The sequence below is a fragment of the Paenibacillus sp. 2KB_20 genome (genome assembly GCF_052115765.1).
Taxonomy (GTDB): domain Bacteria; phylum Bacillota; class Bacilli; order Paenibacillales; family Paenibacillaceae; genus Paenibacillus_AQ.
The window spans coordinates 98,710-118,643 of record NZ_JBFRHH010000005.1 but is presented as its reverse complement, the minus strand read 5'-3'; the positions used below and the strand labels follow the sequence as shown (position 1 = coordinate 118,643).

Sequence of the window (19,934 nt, the reverse complement as noted above, 5' to 3'; positions counted from 1 at the left end):
ACACTTGAAATTAAATAAGGATAGAAGAGGGGATATGGAGTTGAAGCATAAAAGCATGAAAGTAGTCTCGCTGTTAATGGCGGCGGAAATCGCGATGGCCTCTCTATTTTCGGCGGGCACCGTGATGGCTGAAGAGGGACAGGAGATACTCCGGACGGCAAGCATGGAGACAGCATCACAAGATGCAACTGTCGCTGCCGTTCATTTCGGCATTACCGATAAAATTTTTCCGGATGCTCATGCAGAAGAAGCATATACGGTAACCGTTGATGTGTATGGCGGACAAGCACCGTATACGTTCTCGGCGACGGGTTTACCGGCAGGCTTGGACATTATGTCTGATACAGGATCTATTACGGGTACGCCTGCTGCTGGACAAGAGGGCGAATATACGGTTGAGGTAACGGTACAAGATAGTGCAGCCATACCTGCTACGGCTCAATCGACTGTGAAATTGCAAGTATTGGGGAAACGGCCTGATCCGGTGGCTGACAAGTTAGCCATGAAGATGATCGGGCATTATTCTGTAGGGACCTCCAATAAGGATGGCGGCGTTGCGGAAATTGTAAAATACAACAAGGATAACGGGAAGCTCTATCTGGTCAATGGTTCAACTCAGCCGGCTAGTCTCGAAATCGTGTCACTTGGCGCTGACGGCAGCTTGCTGAAGGACAAGCAGATCAATGTGGAAGACTTGGCAAGCACGGGCGGTTTTCTGTATGGGGACCTGACCAGCGTGGATATCAACACCAAGACGAAGCAGGTGGTGGTCGCTGTTCAGGAGCAGGATCATGCAAAAGCCGGCAAGGTTCTGGTACTCGACTATGACGGCGGTTTGATCGGATCTTATGAAACCGGCATCCAGCCGGACATGGTCAAGTATACTTCCGATGGCCGTTATATCCTGACAGCGGATGAAGGCGAGCCTCGTACAGAGACTGCTTCTGATCCGGAAGGAAGCATTACGATTATCGACACCCTATCGGGCGAAGTAAGTTATCTGAAGTTTGATGACCCGTCGATCATGGACGATCAGGTACATATTCGCGGACCTGTGGAAGCGGACGGGCAAATTCGCAGCACCGGAAACAAGGACGATGCTGTTCATGATCTTGAGCCCGAGTACATCTCGTTGTCCGAAGATGAGCAGACGGCATACGTCGCCTTGCAGGAGAATAATGCGATCGCCGTGGTCGATATCGCCGCGAAGCGTATTCAAGCGGTTAAGGGACTCGGGTATAAGGACTTCAATCAACCAGAGAATCAGCTTGACCTTCTGAAGGATGGACAAATCAAGTTTGAGAACGTTCCTTTTTACGGAATGTATATGCCTGACGGAATCGCGACCTATAGCGTGAATGGACAGCAGTACATTCTGTCCGCGAATGAAGGGGACGCAACAGGCTGGGATGAGCGAAGCAATGAAAGTAACATTGGCAAAATGAAACCTAATTTGAATCCGTTGTCTCCGGCAGCACAATTTCTGGCAGACAAAGGAACCACCTACGATAAGGTTGAAGTTGCCAGCGATATGGGCAATGAGGGACTGTACCTGTACGGAGGTCGTTCATTCTCCATATGGAATGCAGCCGATATGTCCCAGGTGTATGACAGCGGCAGTGATTTTGAGAAGATTACAGCCGAGCGTTTACCGAATCATTTCAATGCCAGCAATGACAAAACCGATCTGGACAGCCGCAGCTCCAAGAAAGGACCAGAGCCCGAATATGTAACGGTGGGTAAGGTAGGACAGAAGATGCTGGCTTTTGTCGGCTTGGAGCGCATTGGCGGGGTAATGACGTATGATGTGACGAACCCATCCGATCCGGCGTTTCTGAACTACATCAATACACGGGATTTTAACGGAGGGATTGCATCGGATTCCGGCCCGGAGGGACTGGACTTTATTCCGGCCGCAGACAGCAAGACAGGACGCCCGCTGCTGCTGGTTGCGAATGAGGTCAGCGGAACGGTGGCACTGCTGGAGCTTCAGGTGACCAAAATTACGTTGGATCACTCTTCGCTCACGCTGAATCCGGGCGGTTCCCCGGTACAATTGCAAGCGAGCGTTGATCCCGCTCAGGGCGGATCCAGCGAGCTGGCCTGGAGTTCCTCTGATGAAACGGTAGTTACCGTAGATCCGAACGGTCTGGTTGCACCGGTATCCGTAGGTGAAGCCGTGATCACCGTTCTGAGCAAGGATGGCTATGGATCAGCGGAAGTACCGGTTAAGGTAACGGATGGTTCGCCGGAAGGAGATCCATGGAAATTAACGGTTATGCATACGAACGATACGCATGCGCATCTGTCCGAAGTCGCCAGAAGGGCTGCGCTGGTTAAGCAGGTCCGCAGCGAGGGCGGAAACAGCCTGCTGCTGGATGCAGGGGATGTATTTTCCGGCGATCTGTATTTTACCAAATGGTTTGGATTGGCCGATCTGGCCTTCATGAACTATATGGGTTATGACGCGATGACGTTCGGTAACCATGAATTCGATCAAGGCACCAAGACGCTAGCAGATTTCGTAAGCAAGGCACAATTCCCGCTCGTCAGCGCGAATGTGGATCTTAGTCAGGATGCTAACATTTCGCACCTGATCCGTAAGCCGGCGGTGATCGATACCGATCAGCCTAAGACGACGGCAAATAGCGGGGTATATCCATATGTGACATTACTAGTTGACGGCCAGAAGGTCGGGGTATTCGGCTTAACCACTGAAGATACAGCCGAGACGTCCAGCCCGGGCAAAGATGTGGTATTCAACGAGGCGGTAACCTCAGCTCGTGCAACAGTGGAGGCGATGGAGCAGGAAGGACTTAACATCATCATCGGTCTGTCGCATCTGGGCTACGCCAAAGATCAGGCGCTTGCCGAAGCGGTTGAAGGCATCGACCTCATTGTTGGAGGCCATACCCATACGACGCTCAATGCACCGGAAGTGGTGACGGACAATGAACACGGAACACCAACCGTCATCGTGCAAGCGAATGAATGGGGGAAATACCTCGGCCGGGTCGACTTGCAATTTGACAAGGAAGGCAAGGTCCTCGTCGGAGAAGGCGAGCTCGGCGGCAAGCTGATTCCGGTGGATAGCAGTGTGGCAGAAGACAAGCAGGCCAAGGATATGCTGGCCCCTTATAATGCCGAATTAGAAGAGCTCATGAAGCAGGTAGTCGGTATAGCAGATGTTCTGCTGGACGGTAAGCGCGAGAATGTCCGCTCCAAGGAAACGAATCTCGGCAATCTAATTGCGGATGGCATGCTGGCAAAAGCCAAGGAGCTTAAGAACGCCGATATTGCCCTCACCAATGGAGGGGGTATTCGCGCCGCTATTGATGAAGGTGAAATCACGATGGGCGAGCTGCGCACGGTGATGCCTTTCGGAAACACGCTGTTTGTCATGGACGTCACAGGACAGCAGCTGAAGGACGGATTGGAAAACGGAATTAGCGGTGCGAAATTGGCCGATCTGCCGGGGAAATTCCCGCAAATCGCCGGGATGAAATTCAAATGGGATCCTAGCGCTCCGGCAGGAAATAAAGTGTACGATGTACAGATTATGAAGGGCGGAAGCTATAAACCCCTGGTATTGACCGAAACGTACCGGATGGCAACGAACAGTTTTGTGGCCAAGGGCGGGGACGGATATAAATCCTTTGCCGAAGCGATTGCCGAAGGGAAATATAACGAGGATCTGGGTTATCCGGATTATGAAATCTTCATGGAATACGTGACCAAGCTTGGCGGAAAGGTCTCGCCGAAGGTCGAGGGACGAATTACCGAGCAGAAGAAACCGGTGAATCCAGGTGACGGCTCCTCTCCGGGATCAGGTTCAGGATCAGGCGGTTCGGGAGGCGGTTCTGTAACACCGCCGACAACGCAGCCTAACCCTCCTTCCACGGGTGGAAATACATCATTGCCCAACGTAATGACAGGTAAGGATCTGAAAATAATCGCTGCAGGTGGAGCTGTGGACCACATTACGGTGAAGGAAGAGGCGTGGAAGAAGGCAGTTGCCGGATTGTCTGCGAACGGGCAGCAGGAACTCATTATTCGGGCCCCTGAGTTGAACCGTGCCGCTGAGCTATCCCTTTCGGCAGCAGGTCTGAAGCAGGCGATGGAACGGAATTCGAATACGACCCTGGTGCTGGAGACTGCACTTGGAGCGTTCCGTCTTCCGGTAACGGCTCTGCATTTGGATGAGGCTTTGAAGTCTGTACAAGGCTCCGGAAGCATCCAAGTGAAAATATCCATGACCCCGGCTGGTAGCAGCGTGGTGGATGCTATGACAAGCAAGGCAGCTTCCATGGGCGCCGTGATGGCTGCGAATGGAGCACTTCAGTTTGGCGTAGCGGTTGGCGTGCCGGGCGCAGAGCAAGAAGTAAAGGATTTCGGGAAGCGTGTGGTCAGTCGCATCCTGCCGCTGCCGGCAGGAACAGCTCCGAATTCGGTCACTGCTATAATCTATGACGCCGATGCAGGAACCTTCCGATTTGTACCGGCTGCAGCGACGACATGGAACGGTAAATCGGCCATCGAAGTGAAGCATGCCGGAAACGGCATTTATGCACTGCTGCAGTACAAGAAAACCTTTGCGGATCTAAACGGACACTGGGCGAAAGCGGAAATCGAATCTATGGCTTCCAAGCTTCTCGTGAACGGAGTTAACGCTAACTCGTACGCACCGGGCAAGGTAATCACGCGAGCAGAGTTTACGGCTATGCTGGTCCGTGCGATGGGACTTAGTCCAGTTATCGAGAGCGGAGCATTCAAGGATGTCCAGGATGCCTCCGCGTATGCCGGCGAGATCGGCGCAGCGTTGCGTTACGGCTTGATCGAAGGCGGCACAGATGGTGTTTTCTCACCAAATGCCGGCATGACCCGGGCAGAAATGGCTGTGATGATTACCCGGGCTATGGAAGCGGTAAGTCCGACAAGCCTGCCATACCAGGGCGCGAATGCTGGTAATGAATTCAAAGATCAGGCATCCATCCCTGTCTGGGCGGCTGCCCATGTAGCCAGTCTTACTGAGCAAGGCATCGTGCAGGGTGATAATCAGGGTAATTTCGGAGCACTCGATTTGGTTACCCGTGCACAAGCAGCACTTGTTCTGAAGCGGACTTTGGCAGCATTGAAGTTCATGAACTAAGCGAAGCGGGAATACATTAGAAATTATAAGACCGTCCTTAAGGTTGATCGGAAACCTTTCGGGCGGTTTTTTATATCTAAGTCATTTGTGAGCGATTAAAGAGAAGTGTTCAGGCATCCGATAATTGAAGTAAGGGTTAAAATAACAATTGGATAAGGATGTGAGTTCATGCGCGTTGAGTCAGCATATACATACTGGAGTCCTGTGAAATCGAAGAAAGCCGAACCAGCCCAAGAAGGGTTTGAACAGCTGTTCCAGAAGAACAAGAAGGAAGAAGAGGGCAAGGGAAAGATGGTAACCGTTAGAGAAGGCGGTTATTTGCGTCAGTATATGGTTCGGCCGGATGGGAGCAAAATGCTATTAAGCGAGACGAAGCAGTTCGAGAGTGAAACCGCCGCCAGTTCAACAGATCTATCGATGGCGTTGCCTCGAGCAGGCGGAATGAGCCTCAATACCAAGGAAGCTCTCGATCTGTTATGCCTCCAGGCTGGGGCAGTCGGTACCCGGTCCATCTTCAAGGTATTCGATATAACATAAAAGGAAAATGGCAAAAAATCATACTGGTAACAAATCGATACTTGCTGTATAATTCTCAGTAAGTCTTGGTTGAACGTGAGATTTTTCATTGTATTTAAGTCTAATTTCATTTATTTTGAAAATAGATGTATTTACATGAAAGGATTCATGTTATAATTCAATTCATCAACTAAGCTTATAGGGATTATCGGTTAATTAGTATGGATGCATGACAAAAATAAAACATGAATATGGATCTTCGGGGTAAGGTGAAATTCCTAACCGGCGGTGATGGTTCGTTCCGGCGTGAACGAAACTCAGCCCGCGACTCGCTGCGTTCTGGCACGAACATGAATGCAGCGACTGACTTGGTGCAATTCCAAGGCCGACGGTAAAGTCCGGATGGGAGAAGATCAAAGATGAGTTTGCCGTAGATGGGAAATTTTCCATTCGACGCAGGCTTATTTGATCAGCCCCCGTATACGTCGACACATGTCGATGGCGGGGGCTTTCTGCTAGTAAGACCTCCGTATTCAAGACAGGAGAGGGCAAGATGAGTAATATGAATACAGGGGTCAAAATGAAACCCTATGATTCCGACGCACAGGCAAGTCGACGTTTTAAGGGAGGGTTCTGGCTTGTCGTTTTGGGAGCCGCTCTGTGGGGCGTAGACCCGTTATTCCGGGTCATTCTGCTCAAGAATCTGACTTCGGCTCAGATCGTTTTGCTTGAACACATCATTATATCCTTGATTGCAATCCCTGTATTGTGGAAGAACCGCGAGGAACTAAAAGGCCTTGGCTGGAATCATGTCGGCGCGCTGCTGTTTATATCCTGGGGCGGCTCGGCATTGGCTACCGTATTGTTTACGATGGGGCTGTCGAGCGGCAATCTGAATGCCGTCCTGCTGCTTCAGAAGCTTCAGCCGCTGTTTGCCATCATTTTGGCCAGCTTACTTCTGAAAGAGAAGCTTCCGCGCCATTTCGGGATACTGCTCATTATCGCTTTGGCGGGCACGTATTTACTGACCTTTGGCCTAACCCTTCCGATTGGCCATTGGAACGAGTTTATTCAAGTTGGCAGCCTCTTGTCCTTAGGTGCGGCAGCCCTGTGGGGCGGTTCAACGGTCATGGGGCGCCTGATGGTAGGCAAACTGAAATACGAGACGGTAACCTCGCTGCGTTTCGTGCTGGCACTGCCGCTCCTGACCGTCATTACATGGAGTGAGGGGGCAGCATGGAATATGCCGGCCTGGAATACCGGGGCATTTGCCTTGGTATCACTGAACCTGATCGGTCAGGCATTGCTGCCGGGTCTCCTGAGTTTGCTGGTTTATTATAAAGGGTTAACCACGACCAAAGCCTCCGTGGCAACACTTGCGGAATTGAGTTTTCCTATGGTGGGCGTGCTCATCAACTGGATCGTATTCCAGCAGATCGTGACAGGTCCTCAGCTTCTGGGATTCCTGCTGATCTGGATCGTACTGTTTATCATTTCCAGACAGCAATCCGAAGCTTCTCCACAATTACAATAATTTCATAAAAGTTTGCAAAAAATGCCGGTCCGAAATGGATCGGCTTTTTTGTCGTTACAAAGCTGCCCAATGGACCTGTCGCCCTTGCAAAGGGATCATTTTTTCGAAAGATGTGTAGGGTTTTTGGAATTATAGGTGTCTTATATAGTAGCACCGGATCTATGGCTTGGTTCAACAAAACAGATGGTTATAAAAGGGGGGAGGGTCCATGGAGGATCGGACATTGCTGGATGGGAGGAAATCACCGGTGACGTGCTGGTCAAGCTGTGGACAGACGGGTCCACAATCATGCTGCGCGGAGATAGTCTCAAGCCTTATCTGGCCATCGCCGCGCGTAATCATACTTTGAATGTTTTACGAAAAAGACAGCGGGTCATTGAATCCGAGTTGGAAGATGATGCCGTTTCTTGCCCCTCAGCGGAGGCATTGGCTATTCTCCGGCAGGAGAAGGAAACGATAAGCGGCATGGTGCAGGGTATGGGCGAACCGGATCGCGAAATATTCATCCGCAGGTACTTCTACTTGGAGAAAGTCCGCGATATTGCAAGCAGGCTGAATATGCAGGAGAAAGCCGTCACCGCTCGGATCCGCCGGGCAAGGGACAAACTGCGCATTCATTATGAAACCGAGAATCCGTAGGATTTCTATAAGGATCGTGTCTATAGGAGTGAAGCTTCAAATCGATAGCGAAAGGGGATGGAGGCAAGTGAAGCGGCGAATTGTAGATATTATGGCCAATATCGACAATCAGGAGCTGGACAATCTCCTCCTTACGGAGGAAGAGGAACGCGAGTTGACGCAGCAGATCAGTATGGAACGAATCAAGAACCGAGCGATGAACCGTATTCAAGAGGAGGAAACGATGGTGTTTAAAAACAGGAAAGTAAAAAAATATAAAGCGAGTATCGTTATCGCTGCGGCGATGATTATGATACTTAGCACGACCGCTTTTGCGAGCCAATACATGGATAGTTTGAAGCAGTTCTTCGGTCAATCCGCGTCCATTGCGGAAGATGAGCGATCACCCATACAAGGAAGTGATACCGTGTCCGGGGTGACCATGAATGTTGAAGAAGGCATATATGTCGGTAACAGCGGCTATTTGGTTGTCAGCTTTACGAAAGAGGATGGTACGCCATTCCCAGCGGGTGTTTCGATACCCGGACTTGAACTGAAAACGGAACATAATGTGAATTATATGGTGGGGCAGCAGCTTCTTGACGATAACAAAAAGCTTGTCGGCGTATTTGAGATGGATGCGATGAGTGACCTCGACGGGTTAAAGGCACGGATTACAGCCGATCGAATCACGGCAGCGGACGACACCCATACCTTCGAAGGGCCATGGGATGTTAAATTCACCATTTCTCCCGGCAAGCAAAGAGAGCAGAGCCTGAATCTGACGATTGATGAGGGTGAGGAAGCACTGTCTCTCAGCACTATTAGCGTATCTTCCATCGGTGTGGCCATCGAAGGCAAGCGTACGGACGGTGAGCTGGATAAACTGCCGGAATACACGCCGGAGGTTAAGGTCACCGCCGCGGACGGATCAGAACTGATCCTTCATGCTAGCTCGACAAGTACGACAATGAGAGGGTTTCAATGGCTGTATAATCTGGACAGCAAGAATAACCTTGTTTTTCTGGGGGATATGGATATCAAGAGTATCAGCATTGACGGCAACGTGACGGAGCTGAAGTAAATCTTGAGCTGGCAAGGGGGAAACCTCGAGGGGCAGAAGCGAAGACTTCTGCCCTTTATGCATGATGAATACCTAGGCAGGAATGGAATCCGAAAGCCGTGACGCAACAGGCCATAGCCTGAATGCGCTCACGGCTTTTTTTTAGGCATGGGATCGAATTTTATACATGAGAAAAAAATGTATTGAAATTGTAGAAAACGTCCATTAAAATGAAACTAACTACCATACTAGTTATACTAGTATGGTGAAAATAACTCTCTACATAGGTGGGAGAAGCCGCTGGTTCACTTTGTCAGTCAAACGTTCAAGATACGGGAGTCTATTTTTTGAACATAATTGTAAGCGTTTAACATTGGAGGGGGGATTAATAGAGGCCGGATATTACCCATTATTCTGCCGTAACAGTAGCAGCCTGTTTATAGCCGCAATAAATGAAAGCGATTTCATAACGAGAGTTGAATGGAGATGGATAATGAAATACGGCCGTATTCCATGAATGAAGAGGTATGAGAAGAGGCCATACGGAATGGAGTGAATAACGTCGATGGAGCCAAAAGTTGTAAATCATTCTTTGCCAGCAGTGAAAACAGCAAAGAAAACACCCAAACTTAAAACCGTCGCTGCCCTGGTCCGGAAGGATTGGCAGCTGTATTCCCTGTTGATTTTGCCGGTTATGTACCTGCTCATTTTTAAATACGGACCGATGATTGGCAACGTGATCGCTTTCAGGCGATTTATGCCCGGAGGCAGCATCTACGGGGAGAAATGGGTAGGACTCCACTATTTCAACATGTTTGTCCATGACCCTGCGTTCTGGAACGTGTTCAAGAACACCCTGCTTCTTGGTGCGTTGTCCTTGCTCTTTACGTTCCCGGTTCCCATCATCTTTGCACTGCTGCTGAATGAGGTGAAGAGCAAGCGATTCAAGAAATTCGTCCAGACGGCTTCTTATCTCCCGCACTTTTTGTCCATCGTGATCGTTGCCGGGATGATCCTGCAATTGACGTCGGTTAATGGCTCTGTTAACTCGCTTGTTGAGTTCTTTAATGGAGAACGAATCAATTTCATGCAGCGCGCCGAGTGGTTCCGGACGATCTATATCTCTTCGGAAATATGGCAGGGCATGGGCTGGGGCGCGATTCTGTATCTGGCCGCATTAACGACGATTGATGAATCCCTGTACGAGGCGGCGAGGATCGACGGGGCTAACCGCTGGAAGCAAACGCTGTTTGTCACGATTCCGGGTATCCTCCCGACAATTGTGACGCTGCTGATCCTGAATATGGGAGCGTTCCTCGCGGTAGGGTTCGAGAAAATATTGCTGCTGTACAATCCGGTCATCTATGAGACGGCCGACGTCATCTCGACTTACTTGTACCGGGTCGGTCTCGTATCAAACAACTTCAGTTATGCTACAGCCATCGGATTGTTCGAGTCCGTGATCGGACTTATATTGGTCTTCTCCGTGAATGCGATCTCGCGAAGACTGACGGATCGAAGCTTATGGTAAGGAGGGAGCGCCTATATGAAGGAATCAAGATCCTATAAGGCATTCAAAGTGTGCAATGCCATTATTCTGCTGTTCGTTGTCTTCATCACGCTGTACCCCTTCCTGAACGTGGTTGCTCAATCCTTCAGCAGCGAGTCGTACATCAACTCAGGGAAGGTGAACTTAATTCCCAGAGGCTTCAATATCGATACCTACAAAACCGTGACCAAAGACGCCATGTTCTGGACGAATTACAAAAACACCGTCGTTTATAGCGTGGTTGGCACTGCGATATCCATGTTCTTAACAACGATCTTTGCTTACGCCTTATCCAAGAAAAGGTTAGTAGGCCGCAAGTTTCTGACGATGTTTGCCGTGTTCACGATGTTCTTCAATGGAGGGCTGATCCCGAACTATGTGCTCATTAACAGCCTCGGCTTCAGCAACTCGATCTGGGCCATTGTAATCCCGGGAGCTATCAGCATCTACAATATGCTCATCATGAAATCCTTTTTTGAAAATATGCCGGAAGAGCTGGAGGAAGCCGCGGCCATTGACGGCCTGAACACCTATGGCATGCTGTTCCGGATCGTGCTGCCCTTAAGCAAAGCGGTGATCGCGACCATGGTCCTCTTCTATGCAGTCGGGCACTGGAACTCCTGGTTTCCGGCCTTTCTGTACCTGGATCAGAAGGAACTCTTCCCGGTCACGATTTATTTGCGGAACATGATAGCGGGCGCGACAGGCGTGACTTCCGCAGGCGCCACTTCTGCCGATAACTTGACGCAGATATCCGCCAATATCAAATCGGTGACCATGGTACTGACCATTTTGCCGATATTGACGATTTACCCGTTCGTGCAGCGATATTTCGTAACCGGCATCATGCTTGGGTCCGTAAAGCAATAGGATTATCCATCCGATTGGCCATTATTGATATTTTGGGGGGAATAGGAAAATGAAAAAAAGTCCTCGTTCGTTTGCTGGCAAAGCTTTATTAATATCGTTGATTGTTGCGGTATTGGCGGCGTGTACCGATAAAACAGGCGGCAAAGAGGCCGAGAATCAAGATAAGGGCGCCATGGAAACTTACGCGGTAGGCGATACGTTCAAGGCGACGGAGCCCTTCGATTTGTCCATCCTTTACAGCGACCAGCCAGCTTATCCTTACAAGCAGGACTGGATGCTTTTTGCTAAACTAAAAGAAATGACAAACGTGACCTTGAAGCCGACGATCGTGCCGATGAGTGATTACAGTCAAAAGCGCAGTCTGCTGATCAGCTCCGGTGACGCTCCGCTGGTCATTCCGAAGACTTACCCCGGGGAGGAATCCGCGTTTGTGGCTTCCGGTGCAATTCTGCCGATTAGCGATTACATTGATCTGATGCCGAATTTCAAGGCCAAGATCGAGAAATGGGATATGGAGAGCGAACTGGAGGGACTTCGCCAAGAGGACAAGAAATATTATGTGCTTCCTGGCTTGCATGAGGCGGTGTGGCCGGACTATACGCTGATCGTGCGTACGGATATTTTCGAAAAGCATAACATCGCGATTCCGACCACCTGGGATGAGCTGTATACGGCCATGAAGCAGCTGAAGCAGGATTACCCGGACGTTACGCCGTTCTCCGACCGCTTCAAATTCAACAGTACGCTGAACATCGCGGCTACGGGCTTTGGCACCAAAGGCGGATGGGGTTACGGCAGCGGACTTACGTATGAGGAAGACACGGATGAATTTGTGTATACGGCAGTAACGGATGAATATAAGGATATGCTGGCCTACTTCCACAAGCTGGTGGATGAAGGATTGCTGGACAAAGAGAGCTTTACCCAGGATGACGATCAGGCTGTGCAAAAGTTCGTGACCGGCAAATCCTTCATCATTAACGGCAACTCCCAGACCGTGGTCCAGCACCGTAATGATATGGACAAAACGCTGGGCGAAGGCAAGTATGCAATCAGCAAAATCACGGTTCCCCGCGGCCCGGCAGGCCAGCTGATGTCCGGCAGCCGACTCGAGAACGGAGTGATGATCTCTTCCAAGGTGAAAGAGAGTGAGCACTTTAAAGCCATCCTGCAGTTTATCGACTGGCTCTATTACAGCGATGAGGGACAGGAATTTACGAAGTGGGGCGTAGAAGGCGTGACGTATACCAAGGAAGGCGGCGTACGCAAGCTGATGGACGACATTAACTACAACGGACTGAATCCGAAGGGAACGAAGGATCTGCGGATCGAGCATGGCTTCTCGGGCGGGGTGTTTGCATACGGCGGTACAACCGAGCTGCTTCAATCCATGTTCAGCGAGGAAGAGCAGCAGTTCCAGAAGAGCATGAGCGAAACGAAAACCGTCGTGAAGCCGGAGCCGCCGATTCCGTACTCGGTCGAAGAACGCGAGCGAGTGACGCTTTTGAGCACGCCGCTGAAGGACTACACGGATCAGAACACACTGAAGTTCATTCTGGGCGACCGCGATCTCGCCGAGTACGACAAGTTCGTGAAGGAGCTGGATAGCCAGGGCGTGGGACAATACCTGGAGATTGCGAATAAGACTTATAAAAATTATAAAGAGCAACAATAACTAACGGATCAACAGGCTGTCGTTTCTTTTTGGAAAGGCAGCCTGTTTTCAACTTCGGACGGTTACGATGCTCCTGCAATGTTGACGACAAGGAGGTTGTTCTAATTTGAGTGTGACCGTTCAAGACGTAATCGACCGGTTAACAGAACCGGCGGGACAGGGATACTTTGAATCCACGGTGGACAGGGTTGTAGCTGGAAGCGCGGATGCCATCGTTCATGGCATTGCCGTCACGTTCGCCGCCTCGCATTCGGTTTTACAGAGAGCCATACAAGCGGGAGCAAACCTTGTGATTACCCATGAGGGGGTCTTTTACAGCCACCATGAGGATGGAGTGGAAGGGATGCAGGCAAGTGCTGTCCACCAGGATAAAATAGACCTGATCCAATCCGCCAATCTAACGATTTACCGGTTTCATGATGCGCCTCACAGGTACGTTCCCGACATGATTACGCAGGGATTGGTTCAGGCGCTGGACTGGGAACCATATATCGATAAGTACCTTCCGACAGCGGCCGTAGTCACACTGCCCGGAGAAATGACAGTTCAGGATGTTGTGGAAGATATAAAAAGAAAGCTGAATCTTCCGTATCTTCGTTATATCGGGAACCAAAGAGGAACATGCTCCAGAATCGGCATAACCGTTGGCTACCGGGGCGGCGGAACGCACGCCATTCCCCTTTGTGTGAATGAGCGGCTGGATCTTCTTATCGCCGGCGAAGGCCCGGAATGGGAGACGCCCGAATACATCGGCGATGCGGCGGCCCAAGGCCGAAACCCGTCCATGCTCCTGCTTGGCCATGCCGCCAGCGAGGAGCCCGGTATGGTCTGCGTGGCGGAGCGGCTGCGAGAGTTTTTTCCGAAGATTCCCGTACATGATATACCGTCCGTGCCCTTGATTCAGGTAATATAGAGGGAGGATAACGTAAGCAAAGAGAACATAGAGCATAGGAGAAAGAGGTAACGTATATATGTCAACAGAGCAAAAGATTAAAGGCTCTACCAGGGAATATTCATATCAGCTACTGAAGGACCGGATTTTCCATCTGGAGCTGGAGCCGGGTACGAAAATCTCGGAAAAAGAAATTGCGGATGAATTGAACGTCAGCCGAACGCCGGTCCGGGAAGCGTTCATGAAACTTGCCGAGGAGGAACTGCTCGACATCATTCCGCAAAGCGGGACAATCGTATCCCGTATTAATCTCAGGCATGTTGAGGAAGGCCGGTTTATCCGGGAGAAGATCGAGAAGGAAATCGTGGCGCTCGCCTGTGAGTTTTTCCCCGAAGAGTTCCGTTTCCGTCTGGAAACCAATATTGCGCTTCAGGACGTATGCGCGGGCAACCATAATTTCTATAAGCTGTTTGAGCTGGACGAGGAGTTCCATCAAATTCTGTTTGAGGGTACGGGCAAAGAACGGACCTGGAAGATGCTGCAGCAATTGAATATTCATTTCAACCGTCTGCGGCTGCTTCGCCTGTCCAAGGATTCAAACTGGGAGCATATCATCTCGCAGCATAAGGAAATATATCAGCTGATCGTCCATAAACAAGCGGAGCAGGCCATGAACGTGATGGAGCGTCATCTGCGTCTTGTCGTTGTGGAGCAGGATATTTTACGCGAGAAGTACCCGCATTATTTTATTTAACAAGCGATATCATTCATTAAAAAACAATGACCCGCAGGAGTGTCACTTGGGAGCAAGTGAGCTGCCTTGCGGGCCATTTTTCATTAAATCGATCTGTGGATGACACGGTCAAGCATTTGGGCCACGTGGGATGGACCTTGATCCAGATCCTGTTGATCCAGGGTTACCCAGGAATGCTGTTCATCCATATCGAGTGATCGCTGGAGCCAGCCTGAAACGCCTCTGCCTCTGCGGTCGACTTCGACCAGAACGGAAATGCCGTCCTGCTCCGGATAGAGGATCAATTCAAGCTCTGTGATATGGCCGGCATAGGAGGAGCCAGGATAAAATTCAATTTCTTGCACAAATGGAACACCCCGGCCTAATCTAGGATGATATTCGCATGTTGCTATTTTGAAGCTGAAGCCAAGGGCTTCCACGGCGTCAAACACAACGGATGCGTCCGCTTTCGGTTCAACGTCGATGAAATCACGATCCTTCGGATCGATGGCATTATCGATATCGAGTCCGGTATGGATCCATACCGGCTGCCGTGAAATGGTGAGCGGTGTTTCTAACGGCAGGGGAAAAGAGAATGGTATTTCCTGTTGATCGCCAGGCTTCAACGTGAGGCGGCTGGAGATATTGATTTTGGCAAGGGTATAGGATTCTATGTATTTCTTGTCGTCGCTTTCCTTGGTATATTCCGTCATCACTTTCAAGTAAATGTGGTCGACTGTCTGCTCTACGTTCCCTCCCTTAATGTGAATAATGCCGCGTACCTCTTCACCCGGATAATAGGAGGATTTCTCGAGATGCGTATCGATCTGGGCTGCTCCAATTCCTACACTGGCTAGCATTTTGTTGAAAAACGACATAAAAGATACCTCCATATGAGAATGTATGATAATGGAATTATACGCCGGGGGATCACCTCTGGTTTCCGAATTGCAAAAATATTTTTTTGCGGTTTTACGCGGTGAAGATGTTGACGCCAAGGAAGCAGAAGAACACCGATGAAATCGGGAAAAAGAACACGGCCCGTTAGCATTCGCAGGTTCGGCATGGTATATTGGACACGATACCATTAAGGATGGAGAAATCAAGGCATGAGTGAACAACGACGTTCTGGACAAGGAACCAAAAACAACAAATCAACGGCATACGGGAATAAGCCGGGTGAGCGGACTGCAGCGAACCAAGCTGGGGCCAAGCCGGCTTTTAAGCGTGAACATAGGAAGAACAAGGATTCGTTATTGTCTTCATCGTATTCGAAGGCGAAACCATCCGATAAACATAAGCAAGAAGTACGCGGGCCAAGGCCTTCATCTGGACGTGAGCACGCAGATGAGCTGCAAGCCGGTGACATTATAGTCGTTACGATCAAACGGCTTGGGATCAACGGCGAAGGAGTCGGCTATTACCGCCGCAAGGCAGTGTTTATTGACGGAGCGATCACGAACGAAGTCGTCAAAGCCGAGGTAAAAGAGGTCCAGCCTAAATTTATTAAGGCACAGCTGGTAGAAGTGGAGAAGCGTTCGCCTCACCGTATTGAGCCTCCTTGCCCGGTGTTTGGTATTTGCGGCGGATGCCAAATTCAGCATATCTCTTATGAGGGACAGTTGCATGCCAAGACGGATATCGTGCGTGAAGCATTCAGCCGATACGCAGGACGTGACGACGTGAAGTTTAAGCCGATTCTCGGCATGGAGCACCCATGGGATTACCGGAATAAAGCACAGCTGCAGCTGAAACGGAAGGGCCATGAAGTGATCGCAGGGCTCTATGAAGCGGACAGCCATACGATTGTGGACATTAGCGGCTGCCCGATTCAGCACCCGAAGGTGAATGAAGCGGTGGAGAAGGTCAAATCCGTCCTCGAAGAATTGCGGATTCCGCTGCACAAAGAGAATGGAAACAAGGACGGCGTACGGACGATTGTGGTTCGCCACGGCTTCCAATCCGGGGAGATTCAGGTGACACTGGTCACGGCCGGAAGCAAGCTGCCAAGGCAGGACGATCTCGTTCGTCTGCTGCGCCTTACCATTCCGGAGGTGAGCGGGATTTCACTCAATATCAATCCGAAGAAAACCTCGCTCATCTTCGGAGACCGGACGATCTCGCTGTGGGGAGCCGAGAGCATGCAGGAATCGCTGAGCGACCTGCAATTCTCGCTGTCGCCCAGAGCGTTCTTCCAACTGAATCCGCAGCAGACGGTCAAGCTGTATGAGTCGGTCCGGGGGGCAGCCGGATTGACGGGGAAGGAAACCGTCATCGACGCCTACTGCGGAACCGGCACGATCGGGCTGTGGCTTGCGCCTTATGCCCAGGAGGTGCGCGGGATCGAGGCGATCCCTGAAGCCGTCGAGGATGCCAAGGCCAATGCGCAGCGAAATGGACGTGCTAACGCGAGCTTTCACGTCGGCCAGGCAGAGGAACTGCTGCCGCGCTGGGTCAAGGAGGGCATGAAGCCGGACGTCATCATTGCCGACCCACCGCGCACCGGCCTGGACCCGCGCTTCTTGGAGACAGTGCTCCGCACCAAGCCGAAGCGGTTTGTGTACGTTTCTTGCAATCCTTCAACCCTGGCGAAAGATTGCAAGGTTCTGCTGGAGGGCGGCTATGAAATCGAATGGGCGCAGCCTGTCGACATGTTCCCGCAGACAAGCCATGTGGAAGCGGTAACGTTGTTGGTGAGGAAAGAATAGATGAGATGTGATAGTGTTGCTCAAAGTTATACGGCGTGGTGGGTATCGCACATAATTGTATCAGGGGGGAATCTAACTTGGCAAAGGAATTGTCAACAGAGCAACGTGAAGGGCTACTCCATACATTGAAAGCCCGCTATGAGAAAAACATGTACCGCCATATAGGCCTGGAATGGGATGACATACAAGCAAAGCTCGTAGCAAATCCTGAAAAACTGTGGTCACTCCATGAAATGGAGATAACTGGCGGAGAGCCGGATGTTGTAGGTCATGACAACAAGACGGGCGAATACATTTTTTATGATTGTTCAGCCGAGAGTCCAAAAGGCCGCCGAAGTATTTGTTACGACCGTGAAGCGCTGGAATCAAGAAAAGAACACAAACCGAAGAATAGTGCTGTTGAAATGGCAACCGCCATGGGCATAGAGTTGCTATCGGAAGAACAATACCGGGAATTGCAAAAACTTGGAAATTTTGATTTGAAAACATCGAGCTGGGTGGTAACACCTGCCAGTATTAGAAAACTCGGCGGAGCCATTTTTTGTGATCGCCGCTACGATACTGTCTTCGTGTATCACAATGGAGCGGAATCATACTATGCTGCCAGGGGATTCCGTGGCTCGCTAAGGGTCTGAATTTTGAAGGGATTTTCGATAAATGTACGGTAGGACAAAAAGATGAGATGTTTTGATGGAACTACACAGAGGGGCGGAAAGCTCCTCTTTTTCGTATAATCATAACCACTCGGAATTCCTTCCTGTAATGGACCCCCCATACCACCGCGGTCGACAACCCCCCTTTTCTATGATATGGTAGCAAGTAATTAGGCATTTCGTTCCCATAGGACGAGGTGCCTTCTCGCATATATAAAAGCGTTTTACATTAAATGTCTATCTGGAGGTGATGCAATGGTGCTCCTACTTTCCCCGCTACGGGGGGAGAAATCCGTAGTTCATTATGGATGATTGATGGTGAGTACACCCAAAATAACGATAATCTGAGGAGTGTTGTTGAGATGAGAGTAAATTTACGAGCAGAAACGCGCGCCGCGATGAACAAAACCGGACTTAAGCAGCTTCGTCTTTCGGGGCGAATTCCGGCAATTGTATTTGGCACAGGGGGAGAGAATATGATGATTCAACTGTCCGCCAAAGAATTCGGCAAATGGGCAAGGAACGGCAAAGGAGGAATCCTTGAGCTTCGTTTTGACGATCAGGAGCCGCTTCCGGTTTTGCTGGAGTCGGTTCAGCGTGATCCAATCACTCGTGAATACATCCATGTCGACTTTTTACGTATTAATATAAATGAAGTTGTGCGCACGAGAGTGAATCTCGATTACATCGGTGCCGCCAAGGGAGCCAAACTTGGAGGAGTCGTCCAAATACAAAGCACGTTCATCGAGATTGAGTCCTTCCCGGACCGTATTCCTGCCACCATTCCTGTTGAAATCAGCGAACTGGAGATTGGGCATTCTTTACATGTCGGGGACCTTAAACTGCCTGACGGCGTCGTGCTGATCTCTTCGGCAAACGAACTGCTTGTGTCAGTGGTGACACCGAAAGTCCAGTCGGAAGAACCGGAGGCTATGTAACTTCTGCTGCCGGCGATTGCTTCCCGATATTCCATCGGGAAGTAATCGCCGTTTTTTTTTGCTTAAAACCTTGAACAGAATCCGGAACTTTCCATCAAGAGAGACTAGGCTTGGCCGTCATTATTATTGTACACTCAAGTCATGTGGAGTGCGGCCTGCCGCCTTACCCGGCAGCTGCATACTAAGCCAATGAAGGAAGTGTCGAACCATGAATGTGGAATCCGTAATGTCGGAGCTTGAAGCACTCGGCAAGGAACGGCTCAAGAAAATGTACCTGTCCAATGGGGCGCGTGAACCGCTCTTTGGCGTAGCAACAGGCGCCATGAAGCCGATTGCCAAGAAAATCAAAATCAATCAGCCTTTGGCTGAGCAGCTTTACGCCACCGGAAACTATGACGCCATGTACTTTGCCGGCATCATTGCAGACCCTAAAGGGATGACGGCAGCGGATTATGATCGTTGGATGGATGCGGCCTATTTTTATATGCTGTCCGATTATGTGGTTGCCGTAACGTTGGCAGAGGCGGATATCGCGCAGGAAGTTGCCGATCAATGGATAGCAAGCGGCGAAGAGCTTAGAATGTCGGCGGGGTGGAGCTGTTACTGCTGGCTGCTCGGAAGCAGACCCGATCGTGAGTTCCCGGAAAGTAAAATCTCGGCCATGCTCGAACTGGTGGAAAAGACCATCCATGAGTCTCCGGACCGAACGAAATCCGCGATGAATAATTTCATGTACACTGTAGCCGTATCTTATTTGCCGCTCCATGATAAGGCGGTTGAGACCGCAAAGGCCGTAGGACCGGTAGAGATGAAGCGGGGCGATAAGAGCAAGATCCTGAACGCTTCCGAAAATATTAGAAAAGAAGTCGAGAGAGGGAAGCTTGGTTTCAAACGCAAGTATGTGAGATGTTAAACCATTCGTTCGTTTTATTTGGCGAGGCAAGCGGGATTCTGACGGACGTTTCGATTGGTGTGCGATACAGGCGATAAACGGCTGGAAATGAACGCTGATCTCGTTTATGAAACCTATTAACCT

The 19,934-nt window shown here is 50.3% G+C and carries 15 protein-coding genes and 1 riboswitch; of the genes, 14 read left to right on the top strand and 1 reads right to left on the bottom strand.

The window, feature by feature from the left end; translation table 11 throughout:
* The first annotated feature begins 34 nt into the window (after positions 1–34).
* The 10 genes from AB4124_RS15190 to AB4124_RS15145 all read left to right on the top strand — a co-directional run bounded on the left by AB4124_RS15190 (position 35) and on the right by AB4124_RS15145 (position 14,620).
* On the top strand, positions 35–5,149 hold the full coding sequence (locus AB4124_RS15190) for a choice-of-anchor I family protein (RefSeq protein WP_441973361.1): 5,115 nt from the start codon (positions 35–37) through the stop codon (positions 5,147–5,149).
* Between the two features lie 168 nt (positions 5,150–5,317).
* Positions 5,318–5,686, top strand: coding sequence for a hypothetical protein (locus AB4124_RS15185; RefSeq protein ID WP_441973360.1), 369 nt, complete (start codon positions 5,318–5,320; stop codon positions 5,684–5,686).
* A 230-nt stretch (positions 5,687–5,916) separates the two neighbouring features.
* A riboswitch (FMN riboswitch) is annotated at positions 5,917–6,083 on the top strand.
* 135 nt (positions 6,084–6,218) lie between these two features.
* A complete protein-coding gene (locus AB4124_RS15180) occupies positions 6,219–7,199 on the top strand; it encodes a DMT family transporter (protein WP_430111557.1) in 981 nt (326 codons plus the stop codon).
* 135 nt (positions 7,200–7,334) lie between these two features.
* Positions 7,335–7,838, top strand: a complete 504-nt coding sequence (locus AB4124_RS15175) for an RNA polymerase sigma factor (RefSeq protein ID WP_441973359.1) — start codon at positions 7,335–7,337, stop codon at positions 7,836–7,838.
* 67 nt (positions 7,839–7,905) lie between these two features.
* Positions 7,906–8,901 carry a hypothetical protein gene (locus AB4124_RS15170; protein ID WP_256720549.1) on the top strand — a complete coding sequence of 332 codons (996 nt, stop codon included), beginning with the start codon at positions 7,906–7,908 and terminating at the stop codon, positions 8,899–8,901.
* 544 nt (positions 8,902–9,445) lie between these two features.
* Positions 9,446–10,411, top strand: a complete 966-nt coding sequence (locus AB4124_RS15165; RefSeq protein WP_076322943.1) for an ABC transporter permease — start codon at positions 9,446–9,448, stop codon at positions 10,409–10,411.
* A 15-nt stretch (positions 10,412–10,426) separates the two neighbouring features.
* Positions 10,427–11,299 carry a carbohydrate ABC transporter permease gene (locus AB4124_RS15160; protein WP_076322944.1) on the top strand — a complete coding sequence of 291 codons (873 nt, stop codon included), beginning with the start codon at positions 10,427–10,429 and terminating at the stop codon, positions 11,297–11,299.
* A gap of 49 nt (positions 11,300–11,348) precedes the next feature.
* Positions 11,349–12,974: an ABC transporter substrate-binding protein gene (locus tag AB4124_RS15155; RefSeq protein WP_441973358.1), complete on the top strand. Its 1,626-nt coding sequence runs from the start codon at positions 11,349–11,351 to the stop codon at positions 12,972–12,974.
* Between the two features lie 106 nt (positions 12,975–13,080).
* Positions 13,081–13,887 (top strand): Nif3-like dinuclear metal center hexameric protein, encoded by an 807-nt coding sequence (locus AB4124_RS15150; RefSeq protein WP_441973357.1) that lies wholly within the window; start codon positions 13,081–13,083, stop codon positions 13,885–13,887.
* 58 nt (positions 13,888–13,945) lie between these two features.
* The gene (locus tag AB4124_RS15145) at positions 13,946–14,620 is read left to right on the top strand and encodes a GntR family transcriptional regulator (RefSeq protein ID WP_076322947.1); all 675 of its coding nucleotides are present in this window, start codon (positions 13,946–13,948) and stop codon (positions 14,618–14,620) included.
* 83 nt (positions 14,621–14,703) lie between these two features.
* Here AB4124_RS15145 and AB4124_RS15140 read toward each other — a convergent pair whose 3' ends face one another.
* Positions 14,704–15,477 (bottom strand): sporulation protein, encoded by a 774-nt coding sequence (locus AB4124_RS15140; protein WP_441973356.1) that lies wholly within the window; start codon positions 15,475–15,477, stop codon positions 14,704–14,706.
* 231 nt (positions 15,478–15,708) lie between these two features.
* Here AB4124_RS15140 and rlmD point away from each other — a divergent pair, with 231 nt between their 5' ends.
* The 4 genes from rlmD (at position 15,709) to AB4124_RS15120 (ending at position 19,811) form a co-directional block, all read left to right on the top strand.
* Positions 15,709–17,307, top strand: coding sequence for a 23S rRNA (uracil(1939)-C(5))-methyltransferase RlmD (gene rlmD, locus AB4124_RS15135; protein WP_339271171.1), 1,599 nt, complete (start codon positions 15,709–15,711; stop codon positions 17,305–17,307).
* A 77-nt stretch (positions 17,308–17,384) separates the two neighbouring features.
* Entirely contained in the window at positions 17,385–17,942 is a 558-nt protein-coding gene (locus tag AB4124_RS15130; protein WP_441973355.1) for a DUF4256 domain-containing protein, read from the top strand.
* Positions 17,943–18,322: 380 nt separating this feature from the next.
* Positions 18,323–18,898 (top strand): 50S ribosomal protein L25, encoded by a 576-nt coding sequence (locus tag AB4124_RS15125; RefSeq protein ID WP_441973354.1) that lies wholly within the window; start codon positions 18,323–18,325, stop codon positions 18,896–18,898.
* 208 nt (positions 18,899–19,106) lie between these two features.
* Complete coding sequence (locus tag AB4124_RS15120; protein ID WP_441973353.1) at positions 19,107–19,811, top strand: DNA alkylation repair protein; 705 nt, start codon at positions 19,107–19,109, stop codon at positions 19,809–19,811.
* The last annotated feature ends 123 nt before the right edge of the window (positions 19,812–19,934 follow it).